The sequence below is a fragment of the Paenibacillus sp. B01 genome, assembly GCF_009649995.1.
GTDB lineage: Bacteria > Bacillota > Bacilli > Paenibacillales > Paenibacillaceae > Paenibacillus_O > Paenibacillus_O pasadenensis.
Window position 1 is genome coordinate 4,003,885 of sequence record NZ_CP045802.1, and the last position, 19,849, is coordinate 4,023,733.

Consider the following 19,849-nt stretch of genomic DNA (forward strand, 5'->3'; position numbering starts at 1 on the left):
TCACCACCTCTTTGATAGCTCCAGGAATACGGCATAGACGAATCCGACGACTTTCCCGATCAGCGTGAAATAGAGCATCGACAGGAACAGGATCAGAACCGCCGAGGCGCACGATGCGGCCAGCGTCACGATGTTGACGAGAGCCGAATATTCATGCGTGACGGTCAAGCCGCAGAACAGCAGGAACGCGAACCATAAGGTCCCGATCGCCGTAAACGCCTGCAGCAGCCCCGCCTCCTCCTGCGTCACGACATTGCTCAGCGCGATGCCGGCGAGGTCGAACGCCAGCTTCGGCAGGAGCGCATAGCTGAGCACGATGTAGATGTCGCCGATCGTGCCGTTGCCGTCGAACAGCGTCGTCACGCTCCAATTGCTGAGCAGGAACAGCAGGAATGGAAACAGCGTCGTCACGAAGAGGGCGATGCTGTTCATCTCGAAAAGCGGGAAGTAGTTCAGGATGAAGCCGGTGTACTGATAGCTCAAGATGCCCGTCAAGCCGCAGAGGAGCATGATGATCGTCGCCAGCGCGAAATTCCGCTTGCCCAGGAACTTCACCTCGTAGAACCCGTCGAACGGATGGAAGAGCACGCGGAGCATAGACTTGCCGTCTTCGACAATTCCGGTCATAAGTCGCGATCCTGCCTTTCTTTCGAGAACATGATGGAGCCGCCCCATCGATCAGCCGGTCTTTCGGTTGTATCGGTATTCCGAATAGAACAATAGGGCCGCGAACGCGACGAACACGAGGACGAACCACAGGAAATGATGCTGGATGAACAGGTTGCGATGCTCCGCGAACGCCTGCGAATAATAGCCGCGGCTGTTGCCGAGCTTCGTGTAGTACATCGCCTCGTCGAACTCGTCCTGCATCAGAAGGTTGCGGCCGACTCCCGTATAGGCGATGTCGTAGTTGGCGTTGCGCTCGAGCGTGTCCAGGTAGGCTTCGCCCGCCGCTTTCCAATTGCCGTTGAAATACTGCTTTTCCGCTTCCAGCGCGGCCGCTCCGAACTCCGTCGGCTGGAACACGGACGCGCTTCCGAACTGCCGGTCGAGCAGGATCAGCCGATCTCCGAACCAGGCGATCGAGGTCGGCTCCTTGACGTTCCCCTTCAGGTTGCCGATCGAGTTGAACACGTTCATGATGTCGCCCTCGAAGTTGTAAAGGAACACCCTGCCCATCGTCTTGTCCAGAAGCGCGTACACGCCGTAATCGGAAACGGCGATGTCGACGAACTGGCTTTCCTGGCCTGTCACCCGCGTCAGATCGCCCATGACGGGGAAATATCCGTTCTGGACGAGGATGTTCTCCCCCTTCGAGTTGAACCGGAACACTTTGTTCTGCGCGGACGGGTCGAACGTCGTCGCATAGATGAGTCCTTCCGCATCGATGCTGATGTTGTTGAAGGAAGGCGCGAACAGCTTTTTCATCTTTTCCTTCTGCTGGCTGGAGGCCAGCGACTTCCAGAAGAAGTCCGCCAGATCGACCCGCGGCTTGTTCAAGCCGAAGTAACGGGAGAAGGACCCGTCGGGCTGAATCTCGATGATGCCTTCGTAGCTGCCTTGCACGACGATGCTGATTTTCCCGTTCTTGTCGACGACGAGCTTGGATGGCTTGAACGGGGTCGCTCCGACCCTGTTCTCCGGACTCTCGATCGTCCGCTTGAAGGCATAGGTCATCCCGTCCAGGACGACGATCCGCTCCGCGCCCGTGTCCGCGATATACAGCTCCTCGGACGCCTCGCTGTAGAACACGCCCTCCGGATTCGTCAGCATCAGCTGCTTGCCGGTCGCTTCGCTCACCATGATCTTGCCGGCTCCGTCGCGGATGAGCTTGATCGACGCTGCGAAACGGAGCTGGGCATCAAAGACGCTGATGCGGCTTTCCGTCGCGTCCGCCACAAAGATCCGGTCTTCGGAGACGAACACATCATCGAAGCTCCCGACCTTGATCGGCTCCATGTCGCGGCTGTCCAGCGTATCGACCAGCTCGAACGCCGGGGGACTTCGCTTGACGTTCCCCCAGGCGTCGTAGGTGTAGTTGCTTTCGAACGTCGTGGCGGCATGCGCGCTCGCCAGCGGCCAGATCAAGCAGAGCACGGCCGCGATGCCGGCCGCCCGCAACGTTTTCCTCATCGCGGAACCCTCCTCTCCGTCGTTATTCCTTGATGCCTGCCGAGGCCATCGTCTGGATGACGTTGCTCTGCGAAAAGATGAAGACGGCCACCGGCACGACCAGCATGATCAGCGTCACGGCCGAGGCGACCCCCGTGCGGGCTACGCCGGCATTGACGATCTGCGCCAGCGCATAGCTGATCGGCTTCAGCTTCTCGCTGAAGATGAAGCCGCCGCCCGTCGTCCCCCAGAAGTTCTGGAACGAGAGGATGATGAGAGTGATCCAGGCCGCCTTGGACAGCGGCATCATGACTTTCCAAAAGATCGTGAACTCGCTCGCTCCGTCGATCTTGGCCGCCTCGATCAGCGCGTCGGGCACCTGGACCATGAAGTTCAGCATGAGGTACAGTCCGAGCGTCGAGCCGACCGAGGGCAGGATGACCGCCCAGTAGCTGTCGATCATATTCAGCTTCGACATGATGACGTAGTTCGGCAGCGCGGTGACGGTGCCGTTGAACATGAGGGAGTAGACGATCAGCTTCGACATCGTCTTCGAGCCGGGAAAGACGTATTTGGCCAGCGGAAAAGCCGCCATCGAGCCGATGATGACCGTGCCCGCCGTGCCGGCCGCCGTAAGGAACAGCGTATTGAACAGATAGCGGGACATCGGGATCCAGGAGTTGCCGATGATGATGAGCAGATCCTGGAAGTTCGTCAGCGTCGGGCTCAGCACGAACAGCTTCGGCGGGAAGAGGAAAATCTCGTTGAGCGGCTTGAACGCGTTGTTGAGGATGAACACAAGCGGCCAGACGCTGAACAGGCCGAACAGGCCGAGGAAAAACGTCAGGCTCATGTCGCCCAGGATGCTTCGGTTCCTTCGCCTGAACTTTCGCGACAAGTACGCTTTTTTGACCGCTGCAGGAACGACGCTCACCTAAACCCCTACCCTTCTCAAAGCTTTCTGCACGATGATGTTCGTGAAGACCATGATGAAGAACAGCACCGTCGCGATCGCCGAGGCGTAGCCCATCTCGTAGCGGATGAAGCCGTAGTCATGCAGATGCGTCAGGATCGTATGGCCCGAATACTCGACCGAAGGGAAGCCGGCGAGCTCGATCGACAGCTGCGACACCGACAGCGAACTGGTGATCTGCATGACGGCTCCGAACAGCAGCTGCGGCTTCATGGACGGCAGCGTGATGAACCAGAGCTCCTGCCACCGGTTGCGGATGCCGTCGATCTGTCCGGCCTCGTACAGCGTCCGGTCCACGTTTTGCAAGCCCGCGATGAACGCCAGGAAGCTCACGCCAAGGCTAAGCCACAGCTGGACCAGAATCAGGATCGGGAACACGTACTCCTTCTTGTCGAACCACAGGATCGGCTCGCTGATGAAGCCGAGCCGCAGCAGCCAGGCGTTGGAATAGCCGTACATGTCGGACGAGAAGATGAGCTTCCAGATCAGATAGGCGTTGCCCGAAATCGAAGGCGCGTAGAACACCAGCGTCATGACCGCGCGCACTTTCGGCGTCAGCTCGTTGATCAGCCAGGAGAAGACGAAGCACATGATATAGCTGATCGGCCCGGTGATGAGCGCGAAAAACAGCGTGTTCTTCACCGCGACCAGAAAGATTTCGTCGTTCACGAGCAAGTTGATGTAGTTCCCGAATCCGACGAACTTCGGCAGCTCGAGCATGTTGAACGAGGTGAAGCTGAGCACGATCGAAGTCAGGACGGGAATGAGGGTAAACACGATGAAGATGACCGAGAACGGAAGCAGCAGCAGGTATTTCTCTTTATGTCTTTTCCAGACATGCGAGATCGACGTCTCGCTCTTGCGGGTCAGGATAGGTTCTCGGATCGAATTCCGACTCGTCTGCATACTCACCTTGCCCCTCTATCTGTGGATTCCGGCCGCCGCATGGCCCGCTATGCCTTCCCTGGAGGAGAGCTTGAATTCCTTGCGCTTCTTCTCCAGCTCCCGATCGATCTGCTTGAGGTTCATATACAGCGCCTCGCGCGGGTTCCGGCCGCTCGTCACGACCGAGCGGAACGCATAATCGATCGCCCGCGGCGTCATGTAGCCGCCCGGCACCTCGGGGAATCCGACGGTGTCCTCGAGCTGCCGCATCAATTGCTCCGCGTCCTTCGCCGCCCAGGGCAGCCGCTTCAGCACGTCGACGTTCGCGGTCGGGTACCTGGCGGCGGAGCCCATGACCGATTCAAGCGCATTGGCGTATTGGGCCTGCGTCTCCGTCTCGGCCCACCACTTCATGAATTCCCATGCCGCTTCCTTCTTGTCCGACGCCTCCATCATGACGCTGTCGATCGTCGTCGCCAGCGCGGTGCGGTTCACGCCGCCGCCGGCCTGCTCGACTCCCGGCAGCGGCGCGAACGACCATAAGCCGCGGATTTCCGGAGCGAACACCTCGAGCTGGTTGTAGGTGACGTACGGCGCGATCCCGACCGGCATCGATCCGGTGCGGAACCGGTTCGGGAAGTCGGCGGTGACGGGCAGGCGATAGCTCGTGAAGAAGCGGGTCAGCTGGTTGAACGCGCTCATCGCTTCATCGCTGGCCAGTCCGCTGCGGATGCCGTAATCGCTGCCGCTGCCCTGGTACAGGTCTCCGCCCGACTGGTAGACGAGCGAAGGATACAGCTCCTGGCCGGAGATGTAGAAGTCGTAGTTGCTCGCATGCAGGACGGAGATGACATGCTCGGCCTCGGCCCAGGTGCCGGGCGGCTGCAGTCCGAGCTGGTCGAGGATGTCCTTGCGGTAGAACATCATCAGGAACGTCGACTGCTCGGGAATTCCGTATACGCCGTCCCGGTACGATACCGTCCTCCACAGGCTTTCGTTGAAGCGGCCGCGGATGCCGTCAAAGCCGTCCAGCTTGGACAAGTCCGCGAGCGCGCTGCGCATCGCGAAGTTGACGACCGTCGCCTGCGGGATGGCGAGAGCGACGTCGGGGCCGTTGCCCGCCAGCGTCGCCGGCAGGATGACCTCCTCCGGGATCAGCTGCAGCTCGACGGGGATGTTCGACCTCGGCGTGAAGCTTTGATCGATCAGCGTCTTGATGACCTGGGCCTGATCCCGTCCCGCCGCGATCCACACCTTGATGGCGCCGTCCTGCTCGCCGCTGGACAGCGTCGTCTCATCGACGAAGAAGGTCGAGAAAAATCGGACCGCTCCGTAATAGGCGCGGACGAACGGATTCGGCTTGGCGGCCGGGAGCGGGGCGTCGGGCGCGGACAGCGTGAAGCTGTCGAGCTGCAGCGGCATCTCCGAGATCGAAGAGATCCAGGTGCCCATCGAGGAGATGTTGTTCTCCATTGTGGCCAGCTCCGTGATGACAGCTTCCGGATTTTGGCTCAGCCGCTCCGCCTGCACCTGCATTTTCTCAATCATTGCCGTCTTCTCGCCCTTTTCGCCGGTTATCCTCACCAGCTCGCGGACGACAGCCTGCAGCCGCTCGCTCTCCTCCTGCAGCGTCTGCGCGTAGCCGGGAATCTTTTTCGTGATCTCATAGTCGATGTACCGATCCGGCACGAGGCCGGTAATCTGGACCGTCTTGCGGTACAAGCCGCTCAGAGCGAGCACGCTCTTCTCGACTTCCGACAGCGGCATGGCAAAATCGCCCAGCACGACCTCCAGCGAGATCGTATTCTCGCCTTGCTTCAGCGGAATGAGGTATTCCTCGCCGCCGCTACCCGGCACATAGTGGACGAACCCGGAATGGAAGGCGAACGGGATCGCTTCCGCCTCGCGGAACGGAACTTCCCCGTTCACCTTCAGCTGCCGGTACGACATGACGCCGCGGTTCGTATTCTGCGCCCCGCGGAAGGAGATCCGGTACAGCCCCTCCTCCGGCGCCTCGATGCGCCAGGAGATGAAGTCGCCCGGCGTCCTCCAGCTCGTGCCGCCGATCGTGTTCAGCTTGATTTTATAGGGATGGTAGGGAACGGTGCTGGGATTGGCGTAGTCGGTGGCCAGCATGATGTCGACCGACGATTTCTCGATTCCGACCGTGCGGCCGTCGGTCCGTTCCGCCTGATAGACGAGGCTCGCTCCGTCATATACCTTGAGCTTCGATTGCCATTGCGCCAGCGCGTCCGCATAGGGCTTGATCTCAGGCGCCGCTTGCAGCGTGATGCCGCGGATCTCGATCGGCTCCTTGACGGATTCGAAGATGAGGTCATGCGTACCCGCGCTCAAGTAAAAGGCATACGGCTCCAAGCCTCGCTTGCGCGAGTCGTTCAAATAGACCGTCATCGGCTCCGTCTTTTCAATCGCGTTGGGCCGGATTTCGTTGCCGTCCTTCTGCGCGATGGCCGCGCTGCTGTCCCACACGCGATGGAAGACCAGCTGATCCATGCCGGCGAACAGGCTTTTGCCGTCGATCCGCAGCTTGCGCTCGATCTTCGCGTTCGTTCCTGCGACAGGCGCATACGTGAGCGCGATATGGTAGAATCCCGCCTCCCGCACCGGCACGCTCCAGGTGATGCTGCCGTTCTCGCCAGCGATGGCCGCGCCGTCCCGGTAGCTTGCCTCCATGCCGTCCGAGGCGGTGAAGGAAGCGACATCCACCTCGATGGCCGAGGAAGCCATCTTCCCTGCATAACCGGCGCTCTCGAGGTAGGCGCGGTACGATTCCTCGAGATAGCCTTGCCGCTCTTGCGTTCCGGCCGCCGTCAGCGCATTCACGCTGCCTGCTCCTGCCGCAGACAGGAGCAGGGCGAATGCCGGCAAGGCCAGCGCCGCGCACAACATCGTTCTTTTCATCTTGGACATACGCCTGAACCCTCCATTAAAGGGCTGCGGACGGCCGCCGCCCGGCCGGGCGCCGCATCCGCAGCCCGCAGCGATTCGCGTCTGCTCCTTACTCGACCGTCACCGGAATGGTCAGCTCCGCCGCATTGCCGGCAAAGTCCTTCACCGTGAGCGTCACGTCATAGGTGCCGGGCGTCGTCACGTCGAGGCTTCCGATGTCCGCGGCAATCTGGCCCTTCAGATCGAAGCCGTCCTTGTCGACCGCCTGATCCACGAAGTCCGCTCCCCAGTTGATGGCCGAGGCGTCTTCATCCACCTTCACCTTGCGGTATTCCGCTTTTGCGGCGAGGGTCGGCGGCTTTTTGTTGTTCGGATCGTAGACAATGACGGCAAAGGCTCCTTTGCCTTCGTTGCCGGCGGCATCCTTGGCGGAAAGCGCAAGGCCGCCGTCATAGCTGCCGACCGTATCGAACTTCGTCTTGGAGACGTCGACCGCGACGCTTGCAAACGGAATATCGCCGTCAATGCCGTCCGCCGCCTTGACGAACGCATCCCATTTGATCGTCGACGGATCCGTGCCGGCCGCGACGGCGATCGGCGTGCCGGTCGCCGTAAAGGCAGGCGGCATGTTGTCCTTCGATTCACCGGAGCTGATCGTCTTTTCGACCGCAGCCATCGCGTCTACGATGACGTTTTTCTGCGCGTCGATCGCGCCGGCATATTTCGGAGAGCCGTTCAGTCCGTACAAGGAATTGCCGAGGATGACGTCCGTCCATGTGTTGCTCCATGGCATGATCGACGCATATTCGTTCGGGCTGCTGCCGGAGATGCCTGTGAACGCTTCCAAAATGGCGTCTCCGTATTGCTCGTTCGTGACGTCGAAGCCGTAGTTGATCGCCGTGCTTTTCGCTTGCTTGCTGAAGAAGTCCAGCGCCTTGTCGCTGCTCGCCAGCGTCTTGTAGACGGTCGACCAATAAGTCTTGTAGGCCTTCAACGCAAGCTCCGTCTTCTCTTTGGGGACGCCCTTCAGAACGGCGAACTGATTGTTCGGGAAAATGACCTGGCCATACTTCGGATCGTCGGCCGCGATGCCGTCCGGTCTCGGGAACGGCACGACGCCCATCGACTCGCCGCGGGACGCCAGCGTCTGGCCCGCTCCGTTCGACAGCCACGGCACCATGTTGGTGAACACGGTCTCTCCGTTGCCGAAGTCGCTGCCGTTCCAGGTCCAGCCCGGAACGGAGGAGTCGTCGCCGTATCGGGACGTCATCAACAGGCTTTTCGACATCAGCCGATCGAGATAGGCTACCGCCTCCTTGGCTTCCGCCGAATCCGCCGTCAGCCCGTCGGCTCCGTACACCGCTCCGCCGTTGGCGTGGATCGCCTGGAACGCCGTATAGCGGTAGTCGGTCTGGAACGGCTTGATCGGCACGTCCGTCCGCACCGGCGACTTTTTGTTCGCGTAATACTCGTTGACCTTGGACAGGTAGCTCTCGAAGGCCGACCAGGTCCATTTGCCCTGCTTCCACAGATCATGCGGATAGACTGTCTTGCCGTTTTCCTTGAGCGCGTCGACCTTGTCGAGGTACGAGATGTTGTAGACAAGCGGCCAGGCGTTGACGAAGTCGAGGATGTAGTTCAGGAAATATTTGTTGCCGAACATCTTTTCGCCGAGCATCCAGGCGTCGTCCGGATCGCTGAAGATGCTCTCGTACTCGTCCAGCGGCTGGAAGATGTTCTGCCCGATGAGCGTTCCTTGCGAGCCGCCCCACAGCAGCGCCAGGTCGACGAGCGGAGCATTCGCGAGCACCGACTTCAGCAGCGACTCCCGCAGGTCGGTCGGGTATTGCAGCCATTTGATCTCGACGTTGAGCTCGCTGAGCACCGCCTCCTGGGCTTTCTGGCGGGCGAGCAGCTGCTCCGGCGACATGCCCGGCTCGCCGGTCACAGGATCCTTCCAGCTCGGGTCGTCTCCCGCCTGCCAGTGGGTGCCGAATACGATGACGGTCGGCTCTCCCTTGCCGCCTCCTCCGCTCGGCTGCGGCTCCTCCTTGTTTTGCGCCGCTTCGTTTTTAGCCGGAGCTTCCGCTGCCGGATTTCCGTTCGAATTCTCGCAGCCGATCAAGACGGTGAAAAACATCGCGATGGCCATGAACATCGCAGGCAGCCTTTTCGATTGGATTGCCATGTTCGATCCTCCCCATTTGGTTTGCGCCTTCATCTTTGCCAAAATCCGGCCGTTCGTGCCTGGACGACGAATGTCGTAACCGATTCCGGCGGCAGGACATAGTTCCCGAGCGAGCTCACCTCCTTCACGAGGCCGAGGTCGCGAGCCTCCGACGTTTCGTAGATCTCCGCCTTCTTGCCATGAAGTCCTTCGAACGAGACCGGCTTCTCCTGCTTCCCGGCATTGACCGCCACGATGACGGTCCGGTCCTGGTCCGGACTGACATAAGCGGAGGCCAGCACGTCACTGTCCTCGCTCGCGGCCCCGATCCGGGTCGAGCCCGGCTGGATGAACCGCGAATAATTGCCGAAGCTCCACATCCGCTTCGCGGCGCCGAACTGCCTCGTGGACGGATCGACATACACCAGGGCGTCGCGATAGTCGCCCTTGGCGACGGCCAGCCACTGCTCCCAGGTGGATACCGACAGGATCGTCATATCCTCATGGATCGTCCTCGCCAGCACGAGAGCCGCCTCCATGCCCGCCGCGTTGCCGTCCACCATCTCGCACCATTCGGTCTGATGCAGCGGGAGCAGGTCGTCGAACTGCGAGAAATACTCGGCCGCGATCTTCTTGTCCTTCACGCTCGACCAGTAGGAATGCACGGCGTAGGCATCTATCGCGCGGGACAGCACCTCGTCGCCCATGATCCGCTTATACATCGCGAGCGTGTACTCCGGGTCGTTCCAGGTGCCCGACTCGGCGACCAGCAGCTTGACGGGGAGCTTTCTCGCCTCCAGCTCCAGCGCCACCTTGCGGGACAGGCGGATCACTTGCTCCGGCTCGTAGTGGCAGCCCTCCTGCCCTCCCTTCCAGTCCCACTGCGGCTCATTGATCGGGCTCAAGTATTTGACCGGCAATCCTTCGCGGACGATCAGCTCCGTGATGTCCACGAGATACTTGGCGAACGCCTCCTCGTTCTCCGGAGGGAGATTCGGCTTGCCCGACGGCTCTCCGGAGGAATAGCCCGATGCGGTCAGCCTGGCGGGCGGACTGTTGGCGAACAGCACGATGTCCGCTCCGCGCTTGGCCGCCTCCTTCATCGCCTGGATCGCGTTCCGGTCCCGGTCGAGATCGTAGACGCCGGGGGATACCTCCACCGTCATCGTCGTCCGCCACGGATCGGTTGCAATCGTCGGCTTGCCGGCTCCGATGTTGTAGCGGTAGATGTCGAGCCCGATGCCCTGCTTGTCGTCGTACAGCAGGTCCATGATCGCATCCAGCTGCTTCCAGCCGCCGACCTCCTGCGCCCACCACGCTCCGGAGGCTCCGAATCCGTCGATCTTCTGGTAAGCCGTGTCGTAGTCCAGCTGAATCCGTTTGCCCATGAGCGCTTCCCCTTTCCCTGGCTCCTCATCCGCGCCGTGCTTTGGCGACAGCGGCATCGCGAGGAGCAGAATCAAGATGCCGCATGCCGCCAGACATGCCAATCCGACCAGAACGAGCCTCTTTGACCTGTTCCGCATCGCTTCTCCCCCTATCCTGGACGCTGCCGTCATCGACGTATGGACTATGATGAAACGGGTTACATAAATCGACAGCCCCGCTCGCCTCCACCCCCGTCCAGCCTACACCGGGCGGAACGACAGCTCCTCCAGCACCGACGGCGCTTCGCCGTCGACCGCCTCCAGCAGGAGCGCCAGCTGGCCGGCCTCCTCCCGGAACCACGGCCCCGGCACATAAAACGAATCCTGGCTCCCGCCCGTGAAGAAGGGACGAGAACGGCTGCCTTGCAGCCAGATGCGGCCGACCAGACGCCCGTTGAACAGCGCCGTCAGCTTGAGATTCGAGCCTTTCGCCTGAACTCGCCAGCCTTTGCCGCCGTTCGAATGGCCGACGGCTCCGATCAGCCAGCCCATGTCTCCGGCCTCCAGCTGGACGGGCAGCCGGACGCTTGCCGCTTCCTGCAGCGACTGGGCATGGGCATGCAGCTGCTCTTCCTCGCCGGAGAAGATCTCCCATCGGTTGGCTGCGACGCCCTCGTACAGCGTCACTTTGCCGGCGGCGGGCCCAGGCTGCCTATCCATGAATACCGCGAGCTGAACCGGCTCTCCAGGCTGGACAAAAGCGGAGAGATCGACGTATGGATCGCCCGGATGAACCGGGCCGGCGTCCTTTCCGTCGACGAAGACATGGACCGATGCCTGCAGACCGTCGAAATGCAGCGTCCAGCAATTGGCGTCGCCCGCCGCTTGAAAGCGGTTACGATAATACTCGAGAGCGGGTCTCGCGGACGACAGCCAGCCTCCGAAGCTGACGATCGGCCATAACGCTTCGTCGGCCGTCCTGCCGATCCATTCTTCCTTCGGTTCGCGGTCCGTGGCGGCCTTCACCCGCCAGTTTCCCGTCAGAGGGATGACTTTCGTGACGGTGGCGAGCCCCGTCAATCCTTTGCCGGCGTGCAGCCGTAGTCCGGGAAGACGGATATCGTCGAAATTGCTATGCCCCCAGATCTCCGCCCGCACCGTAATCGGAATCGGAATTGGACCGTCCGTCGCCGGATCTGCGAACGGAACGTATCGGCTTGATCCTCCAGGAACGATCGTGGCCAAGTACCGCTTGCCCGCATAAAGGGACAGGACGTCGCTTCCATTGCGCACGAGCAGCCCCTGCGGCTCGGCGGCTTGCGGCGGCTCCGTCTCCGCGACGTACCAGCCGTAGCCTCGCTGGATTCCGTACGACTCCAGATATCCGGCCCCGCCGGCCGAGAAGCCGTGGCGGCGCGATGTCGATAGCGGGCGATCCGCCTCCACGGGCGAGAACGTCCACGGAATGTCAAGCTCGACGGCTTCCTTTCGATGGTCCGGCATTTCCCCGAACCGCAGCTCGCCGCCTTCTCCGATCTCCTCCAGCAGCAAGGCGCGGGAGCGGTCCATCGCGATCAGCTCCAGCACGGAGCCGTCCGGGAGCGCGATCCTGCACGCCGCGTCCTCGCTCGAATCGAAGGTCAGCATGAGCGCTCCAGCCGCTTCATCCGCGTCCATGCCCGACGTCTCCAGCACCGTCGCTCCCTCGATATTCAGCACGATCTCGCCCTGGCCTTCCGCGTGAAAAGCGAGGACCGTCTTCGAGCCGAGCTTGCGGCAGCTCCACAGCTCCGCCGTCGCATGCAGCAGCGTGCCCTCGATTCCCCAGGCGCGAAGCGGCACGCCCACCGGCAGCGCCAACGAGCGCCAGCGCTCCAGCCGGAGCGTCGACCGCTGCGGAATCCGCGTCCCGGCGATCTCCAGCACGACAGCGGCCGTTTCTTCCGTGACGTTGGAGACGAAGCCGAGATAGCCGCCGTCCCGCAGCTTAAGCGCTCTGGAGCCGGCCGCCGCTCCTTCCGGAGCCGCCAAGGTCCGCATCGTCCCCTGCTCCGCAGGCGCCGCTTCCGCCAGCGTCGCGCCATAGGCCGCCATCAAGCGGCCGAGCAGCCTGCCCTCGTACGCCTCGGGACGGATATGCCCTTCCGGAGAGATCATGCCGCCGAAGTCATAGTCCGAGGTCAGGAAAGCAAGCGGCTTCCCCCAGTTGTTCGTCGCGTTGGTGAATCCGAAATCCGTCCCTGACACCTGCAAATAAGGACCGAGCAGCTTCGCGCCGCAAGACAGCAGCCGCCGGAGCAGGAAATGGGAGCGGTTCGTCTCCGTCACCAGCAGCGGCAGTCCTTTCCCGGCGAGCAGCTCCTGATAGCGGCCGACCTTCTCCTCGAACGCACGGTCGCGGTCGTTCGGATAAAAGTTGCAGGTCGGCACGACTCCATCCGCGAAGCCCGACGCCTCCATCAGGCCGCCCTGTCCCGCGCAGGCGATCAGCGGCACGGCGATGCCCCGCTCGAGGGCCATCTCGCGCAAGGCGGAGATGTAGCCGCGCGGGTCCTTGCAGCCGTAGAAATCCAGCTCGTTGTCCAGCTGCACGGCGACGATCGTGCCGCCGCTGCCGATCTCATAAGCTTTCAATACCGGGAGGATGCGGTCGAACCACTTCGCCGTCGCTGCGAGGAAAAGCGGATCGTTGTCCCTCAGCCTCATGCCTTCGACGGCGGATAGATAGGCAGGCAGCGCCCCTCCATCCCACTCCGAGCAGATATAGGGACCCGGCCTGGCGACGACGAACAGTCCGGTTTCATGCGCTTCCTGCAAGAAGGCGCGGACATCCTTCTCGCCGGCAAAATCCCATTGCCCTTCCTCCGGCTCATGGTAATTCCACGGGAAGTAGACATCGATCGCGTTGTAGCCGAACGCCTTCAGCTGGAGCATCCTTTCCCGCCATAAGGCTCGCGGTATGCGGAAGTAAAACAGCGAGGCGCAAAGGAGCAGCTCGGACTTTCCCTGGATGCGGACTTCATTTGCCGCCAGACTGACGGGAGCTGCGGCGAGGGCGGGCGATTTCATCATCGGTTCATCCTCCATAGCCAGACTATGAAACGGGTTTCACCAAAGATTAGAACGGCTTGCTTCCCATCGGAATCAAGCCAGGAGCTGGAACGGTACAGCCTGATTGAAATAGATCCGATTCTTTTTCCTTCAAAGGATCGATCTCAATGATTTTAATGTAATGGGTTTCATAGATAAGGAAGTGAAATAGAGGAATTCGAATCGAATGCCGTTTTTTTGTAAGGGGTTACATTTGGATAATGTCATTCTAGTCCGCGGCCTCGTCGATGTCAATCGCTGTCAGTGAAATTTTTTAGGAATGTCCCTTTCAGCGCGCTCCCCGTACCCGCTCCTGCCGATGAGCAGGGAGAACCGGGGGGGAGTTCATCCCCCCTTGCGGACGGCGGCCGTCGATTGGCGCACGACCAGCTCGGGCAGAACCGAAAGCAGCTTCGGCACCTTTTTCTTCCCGATCATCCGATGCAGCGTCTCGGCGGCGAGGCGGCCGATCTCGGCGGCCTTGAGCGATACGGTCGTCAGCTCCGGGATGCTGTTGGCAGCGAACTGGATGTCGTCGTAGCCGATGATCGACAGCTCCTCGGGCACGCGCACGCCGGCGCGGCTCGCCGCCTTGAGCGCTCCGATCGCAACCAGATCGTTCAGGCAAAAGATCGCGGTCGGACGCGGGTTCATGGCGAGCAGCCGGGAGGTGAACTCCACGCCGGCCTCGACCGAAAAACCGTCCTGCAGCATCCACTCCTTGCGCGGCTGCAGGCCATGCTCCCTCATCGCGGAGCGGAAGCCCTGCAGCCGCTGCTGCGTATTGCTCATCGTCGAATAGCCGCCGACGGCGGCGATGTCGCGATGCCCGAGCTCGAGGAGATGCTGCGTCGCCAGCACGGCGCCGAGCTTCTGGTCGGTGGCGACACGGTTCAGCCCGACCTGCGGCAGGCTTCCGTTGAGCAGCAGGAACGGAACGCGCCGCGCCGCTTCCTCCACTTCGCGAATCATTTGGGGATCCGGACGCGACAGATCGATGCGCCCGCCGAGCATGACGATGCCGTCGACCTGCTTCTCCATCAGCAGGCTGATATATTGGGACTCCCGCTCATACTGATTGAGAGTCTCCTCGTTGGTCGAGAACGTGTCGCACAAAAAGTACGTATACCCCATCTTCCGCGCCTCGCGGTCGAAGCCCGCCAGCACCTCCGGAAAGAAGGGATTGGTGATGTCCGGCAAAATGAAGCCGATCATGCCGGTCTCCTTGCGGATCAGACTGCGGGCCAGAGCATTCGGCTGGAACTGGTATTTCTCAATCAGCGCGCTGATGCGCTCTCTCGTTTCCTTTTTGACCGGCGCCGTGTTGTTCAGCACCCGCGAAACGGTCGCCACCGAGACGTTGGCCTCTCTGGCGATATCATAGACGGTGACCGTCTTCATTGGCAGACTTCTCCCTTTCCTTCAACCCAATTTGAAATCGGTTGCATTATCGTAGCATCGCCAGCCCTTGCGTGCAAGCTCTTTCCCGGCTGCTTCCGCTCCCCAGCGGTCCAGTTGACTATGAAAGCGTTTAAAGGTATCTTTTCTAGCAAATGGATTGCGAACGACCAAACGAGACCAAGGGGTGGGGAGATGAACGAACGGAATCTCATCGTCATGGAGGTCCCGCCGATCCCCCACTATGTGGCGATCGGCCGGGCGACGCTGCAGCCGGGAGAGCAGCATCCGAGCCGCCGCCATCTCGGCTTGTTCGACCTGCTGTGGGTCGTCAAGGGAACGCTCTATATCGGCGAGGACGATCGGGAGTGGGAAGTTTCTTCGGGCCAGACGCTGCTGCTCCTGCCGGACCGATTCCATTATGCGGTCAAGCCCTGCGCGGAGGAGACCGTCTTCTACTGGATCCACTTCGACTATGCCGGAGCGGCCGTCCAGGCGGAGACGGCTTCCAGTCCCTATCATTCGGCGCGGAACGCCTGGGAAAACCGGTATTCGATCTGGATGCGGCAATATTCGACGTCCGTCGACTTGTCGATGGCCGAGCGGCATCTGAACCAGCTGCTCGCCTATTCCGGCGAGCTCCGGCATGAGGCGTTCTGGAACGAGCAGCAGCTGTTCATGGAGCTGCTGCAGCTGCTCGAGGAGCGGTTCGGCGGCAAGAAGAGCTCGCCGATCGTGCAGCTTGCCGAGAAGACGGAGGCGTACCTGCGGCAGCACTATCCGTCTCCGCTGACCAACGAGTCTCTAGCGGAGGCGCTTCATTACCATCCGAACTACATCATCCGGTGCATGAAGGAAATCTACCATTGCACGCCGATGGAATATTTGCATGACTACCGCATGGAGCAGGCCAAGCTGCTGCTGCTGAAGACCGACTGGCCCATCGCCAAAATCGCGGAGCAGGTCGGCTTCCAGTTCGCGCCGTATTTCTCCAGCTGCTTCAAGCGGTTCGCGAACGTCTCGCCGCTCAAGTTCCGGAAGCAGTTTACTTCGTAGGAAGAGCAGGCCGCTGCGCTTCAACCGTGCTGCGGCGCATCCGCCCAAGCCTAAAGAGCGCCGGGAGAATCTCCCGGCGCTTCTGTTTCAATCTAGCCTACCGCTATCGCAACCGTAGAGGCAGGAATCCCTTCGGCCATCGCAGTCAAGACGATCTCCCCGGACTCGCCATCAGCCCGTACGACGGCCATGGCCCGGCCTTCATAGGCTTTGCGTCGATGGCCGACATACATCTCTTCGCTGACGGGATTGCTGTTGCCGACAGCGATCAGCGTACCGGCTCCGCACGCGGTGAAATAAATATCGTCGGCTGCGTCATGCACGACATTTCCCGATGCATCGACCACTTCGACCGTGATATAAGACAGATCGCCGAATTCGGCTTTCAAGCGGCTTCGATCCGGCGTCAGGCGGATGGCGGCAGGCGCCCCTGCGGTTCGGAGCACGGTGCGGGAAGCCTCGCTTCCTGCCCGATAGCCTACGGCCAGCAGCTCTCCGGCTTCGTAATGCAGCTCGAATGCCGCCTTGTACTTGTTCGGCTTGCCGGCTCCCTGCCGGCCTAGCGATGTTGAATTGAGGAACAATTCGATCTCTTCATCCGTGCTGTACACTTCCACGACGGTCGGCTTCCCCTCATAGCCGGGCCAAGTCCAGGATGGGACCACATCCGGCCAAGACCAGCCCCACAGGACAGGATTTTTCCCGTAGTGTTCCGGCTTGTACACCGCGATATAGGGAGCCTTCGCGATTTCCCAGACACAGTCGCGATAATGCGACTGCGGCCTCTTGAAGCCGCAGATGTCGATATCGCCGCAGTAGGCCACGTGCCACGGATAGCGGATGACTTCCTTTTCGCCGCCGTATCGGACCGCTCCGACTCCGGCTTCACCGAGATAGTCCAAGCTGGTCCAATAAAAATCGCCGATGACATTCGGATGCTCGTCCGCCGTCATCCAGTACTCCAGCGAATCCATCAGGTAGTTCTCCGTACTGCAGATGACTCGATCCGGGTATTTGACCGAATCGCTCTTGTAGCGCTTCTGCTCATAGTTGTAGCCTACGACATCGAGCGGCTCCGCATAGCTCTCGGTCGTCTCGCCCCAGTAGTCGAACCCTTCGGGGATCGCCGAGGGATCGATGCCGATCGGGGAGAAGCGCAGGGAACCGACCCAGCAAATGCCGTTCGTTACGGCCCGGGTATCGTCAAGCGAGCGGACATAGTCGGCCAGCTTTCGGGCGTAGGCATAACCGTCCGAACGGCCGTCCCTCTCGCCGATCTCGTTGCCTGTCGACCACAGGATGATGCTGGGATGATTGCGGTCGCGAAGCACCATCGCGGCCAGATCCCGCTCCCACCAGTCGGCAAAATGCAGATGGTAGTCGTTGGTCACCTTGCTTTCCCGCCAGACATCGAACGCTTCGTCCATCACCAGCATGCCTAGACGGTCGCAGGCATCCAGAAAGCTTGGCGACGGCGGATTGTGGGCGCATCGTACGGCATTGTAGCCGCTCGCCTTCAGCAATTCGATCTTTCGTTCTTCGGCACGGCCGTAAGCGGCCGCCCCCAGCAATCCGGTATCATGATGGACGTTGCCGCCCTTGAGCTTCGTCGGCACGCCGTTGAGCCGGAACCCCTGCCGGGCATCGAAGGAAATGGAACGGATCCCGATGCTTGTCTCCGCGAGATCCACGACCTTGCCTTCCAGCAAGACCTCGCTTTTCAATGTGTAGAGATAGGGATCCTCCACCGACCACAACCGTGCCGGCTCAACGACAAGCGTCTGACTGGCCTCGATCGAACACTTGCCTGGAATCTGCACCTCGACCTCGTGAGAGGCTACGGCAGATCCGGCAGCATCGAGCAGCGTCGAGCGTACGATGGCCGCAGCGGCTGCTTCGCCGCTATTCTCGACTTCCGTCCTGACCGCTGTCGTCGAAGACTCGGCAGAGACTTCCTGAGCGGCTGCGAATACGCCCCATGGCTTGATATGAACCTGCTCGCCGACCATCAGCCATACAGGGCGGTAGATTCCGGAACCGCTGTACCAGCGCGTATTGGGGATCGCGCTGTTGTTGACATGGACGTCGATCGTATTGTCCTTCCCGTACATCAGATAAGGAGACAAGTCGCAGTGGAACGTGGTGTAGCCGTACGGCTGCTGCGCGACGATATGACTGTTGATGCGGACCGTGGCGTTCATGTATACGCCCTCGAACTCCAGCATCACCTTTTTGCCTCTCCACTCCTCTGGAACGAACAAAATCTTCTGATATTCGCCTACGCCGCCAGGGAAATATCCGTTTCCGATGCCGGCAGGCGTATCGGGATCCCGTTTCTGCAAGATGCTGAAATCATGCGGCAGATCAACGATGCCGGAAGGCAGCTGCGAAGATTTGAAGGTCCATTGCCGGTTCAAGTCCTGTTTGATCATAAGGTTCGATTACCTCGCTTAAGCTGATGGGATGGATGAATAGATTTCAATAGCGGCAAGCTGCGGCTGCCATCTGGATTCCGTGATCTTCAATCGAATATGCCGCGAGGCGACGGGATGGAACCGGCAGATGCGCTTATGCCCGACGACCGTGCCCTCGAACAACGGCTTCCAGTGCTCCCCATCCTTGTATTCGAGCTCGAAACGCTCGATGCGCTGGGTATATCGATACTCCTGCAGCACCACGTGGCTGAAGGTCTGCTCGCGTTGGAGGTCGAGCTCGACAACCGCTTGCTCCGTGCCTTCCTCTGGCGCCCAGAACGTATCCCGGTTCCCGTCCAGCAGCCTGCCCGCTTCGAAGCCTGCCGACGACTCCGTTGCAGCTGCCGAAGCGCCGATGGCCAGATTCGTCCGGAATGTCTCGCGCAGCTTGTCTCCGAGCTCTTGCAGACGTGCGACATCATTCTCATGAATGAGTCCCCGTCGATCCGGCGGGAGATTCAGCAGGAAGGTCGCATTGCCGCCGACCGATCCATAATAGACCTGCAGCAGCTCATCGAGAGATTTCACCTGATCGTCCTCGAAGTCGTGATAGAACCAGCCGGGGCGAATCGATGTATTCACTTCAGCCGGGTACCACACGAGCTCGCGTTCATGCTGAATGACGGCACGGCTGCCTAGATCGTTCTCGTCCGACTGGTAGCGCCTTGCGAACTCCCGGTCATCGGCCTGCTGCGACTTCTCCTGGATCTTCTCATTATCTCGGAGAGAGGCCGGTACGACGCTCCATTCCGAGGTCCGGCAATGCCCCGCCTCATTGCCGCACCAGCGGATATCCGGCCCGCAGACCGATATCGCGGCATTCGGCTGCAGCTCGCGAATCCGTGCATAGTAGGCATCCCAATCGTACTGCTGACGCTTGCCGTTAGGCCCTTCCCCGCAGGCGCCGTCGAACCATACGCAGAATATATCCCCGTAATTCGAAAGCAGCTCGGTCAGCTGGTTGAGCATATGCTCGTTATAGCGGGGCGAGTCTCCGTAGGTCGGTTCATGCCGGTCCCACGGAGACAGATAGACGCCGAATTTAATGCCGGCTCTGCGGCAAGCCTCCGAAACCTCCTTGACCATGTCGCCCGTTCCGTTTTTCCAAGGGCTGTTTTTGACAGAGTGCTCGGTATAGCGGCTAGGCCACAGGCAGAAGCCATCATGATGCTTGCAGGTCAGGATCAGTCCTTTCATCCCGGCAGACGTGCAGGCCGCTACCCATTGGTCCGCGTCGAACTCGACCGGATTGAAGATGGACGGGTCCTCGTCCCCCGTCCCCCATTCCTTGCCTGTATACGTATTGACCGTAAAGTGGATGAATGCGTAAAACTCCAATTCCTGCACGGCCAGCTGGCGTTCGGACGGCCGAATCTGGGCGGCGTATCGGATCAGCTCCGTCGTCATTGTGCTGCCC

The 19,849-nt window shown here is 60.8% G+C and carries 12 protein-coding genes; 1 reads left to right on the top strand and 11 read right to left on the bottom strand.

The window, feature by feature from the left end; translation table 11 throughout:
• From GE073_RS17205 to GE073_RS17245, 9 genes are all read right to left on the bottom strand, one after another.
• Entirely contained in the window at positions 1–627 is a 627-nt protein-coding gene (locus tag GE073_RS17205) for a YIP1 family protein (protein ID WP_194843391.1), read from the bottom strand.
• Positions 628–678: 51 nt separating this feature from the next.
• Positions 679–2,133, bottom strand: a complete 1,455-nt coding sequence (locus tag GE073_RS17210) for an NHL repeat-containing protein (RefSeq protein WP_153783932.1) — start codon at positions 2,131–2,133, stop codon at positions 679–681.
• Positions 2,134–2,155: 22 nt separating this feature from the next.
• Entirely contained in the window at positions 2,156–3,046 is an 891-nt protein-coding gene (locus tag GE073_RS17215; RefSeq protein ID WP_228551605.1) for a carbohydrate ABC transporter permease, read from the bottom strand.
• The gene (locus GE073_RS17220) at positions 3,047–3,997 is read right to left on the bottom strand and encodes a carbohydrate ABC transporter permease (RefSeq protein WP_416362092.1); all 951 of its coding nucleotides are present in this window, start codon (positions 3,995–3,997) and stop codon (positions 3,047–3,049) included. It lies immediately after the preceding gene.
• Positions 3,998–4,006: 9 nt separating this feature from the next.
• Positions 4,007–6,892, bottom strand: a complete 2,886-nt coding sequence (locus GE073_RS17225; RefSeq protein ID WP_194843392.1) for an extracellular solute-binding protein — start codon at positions 6,890–6,892, stop codon at positions 4,007–4,009.
• Between the two features lie 97 nt (positions 6,893–6,989).
• Complete coding sequence (locus GE073_RS17230) at positions 6,990–9,068, bottom strand: immunoglobulin-like domain-containing protein (protein WP_153783935.1); 2,079 nt, start codon at positions 9,066–9,068, stop codon at positions 6,990–6,992.
• A 29-nt stretch (positions 9,069–9,097) separates the two neighbouring features.
• Complete coding sequence (locus tag GE073_RS17235; protein WP_194843393.1) at positions 9,098–10,435, bottom strand: glycoside hydrolase family 30 protein; 1,338 nt, start codon at positions 10,433–10,435, stop codon at positions 9,098–9,100.
• A gap of 240 nt (positions 10,436–10,675) precedes the next feature.
• Positions 10,676–13,486, bottom strand: a complete 2,811-nt coding sequence (locus GE073_RS17240) for a beta-galactosidase (protein ID WP_194843394.1) — start codon at positions 13,484–13,486, stop codon at positions 10,676–10,678.
• Between the two features lie 363 nt (positions 13,487–13,849).
• Positions 13,850–14,905: a LacI family DNA-binding transcriptional regulator gene (locus GE073_RS17245; RefSeq protein ID WP_153783938.1), complete on the bottom strand. Its 1,056-nt coding sequence runs from the start codon at positions 14,903–14,905 to the stop codon at positions 13,850–13,852.
• 192 nt (positions 14,906–15,097) lie between these two features.
• On the opposite strand from GE073_RS17245, the gene GE073_RS17250 reads away from it, so the two are divergent.
• Positions 15,098–15,958, top strand: a complete 861-nt coding sequence (locus tag GE073_RS17250; RefSeq protein ID WP_153783939.1) for a helix-turn-helix transcriptional regulator — start codon at positions 15,098–15,100, stop codon at positions 15,956–15,958.
• Between the two features lie 92 nt (positions 15,959–16,050).
• Here the strand turns inward: GE073_RS17250 and GE073_RS17255 are convergent, their stop codons facing one another.
• On the bottom strand, positions 16,051–18,390 hold the full coding sequence (locus tag GE073_RS17255) for a glycoside hydrolase family 2 TIM barrel-domain containing protein (protein WP_153783940.1): 2,340 nt from the start codon (positions 18,388–18,390) through the stop codon (positions 16,051–16,053).
• Positions 18,391–18,408: 18 nt separating this feature from the next.
• Positions 18,409–19,839: an alpha-L-fucosidase gene (locus GE073_RS17260; RefSeq protein ID WP_153783941.1), complete on the bottom strand. Its 1,431-nt coding sequence runs from the start codon at positions 19,837–19,839 to the stop codon at positions 18,409–18,411.
• Positions 19,840–19,849 lie beyond the last annotated feature (10 nt).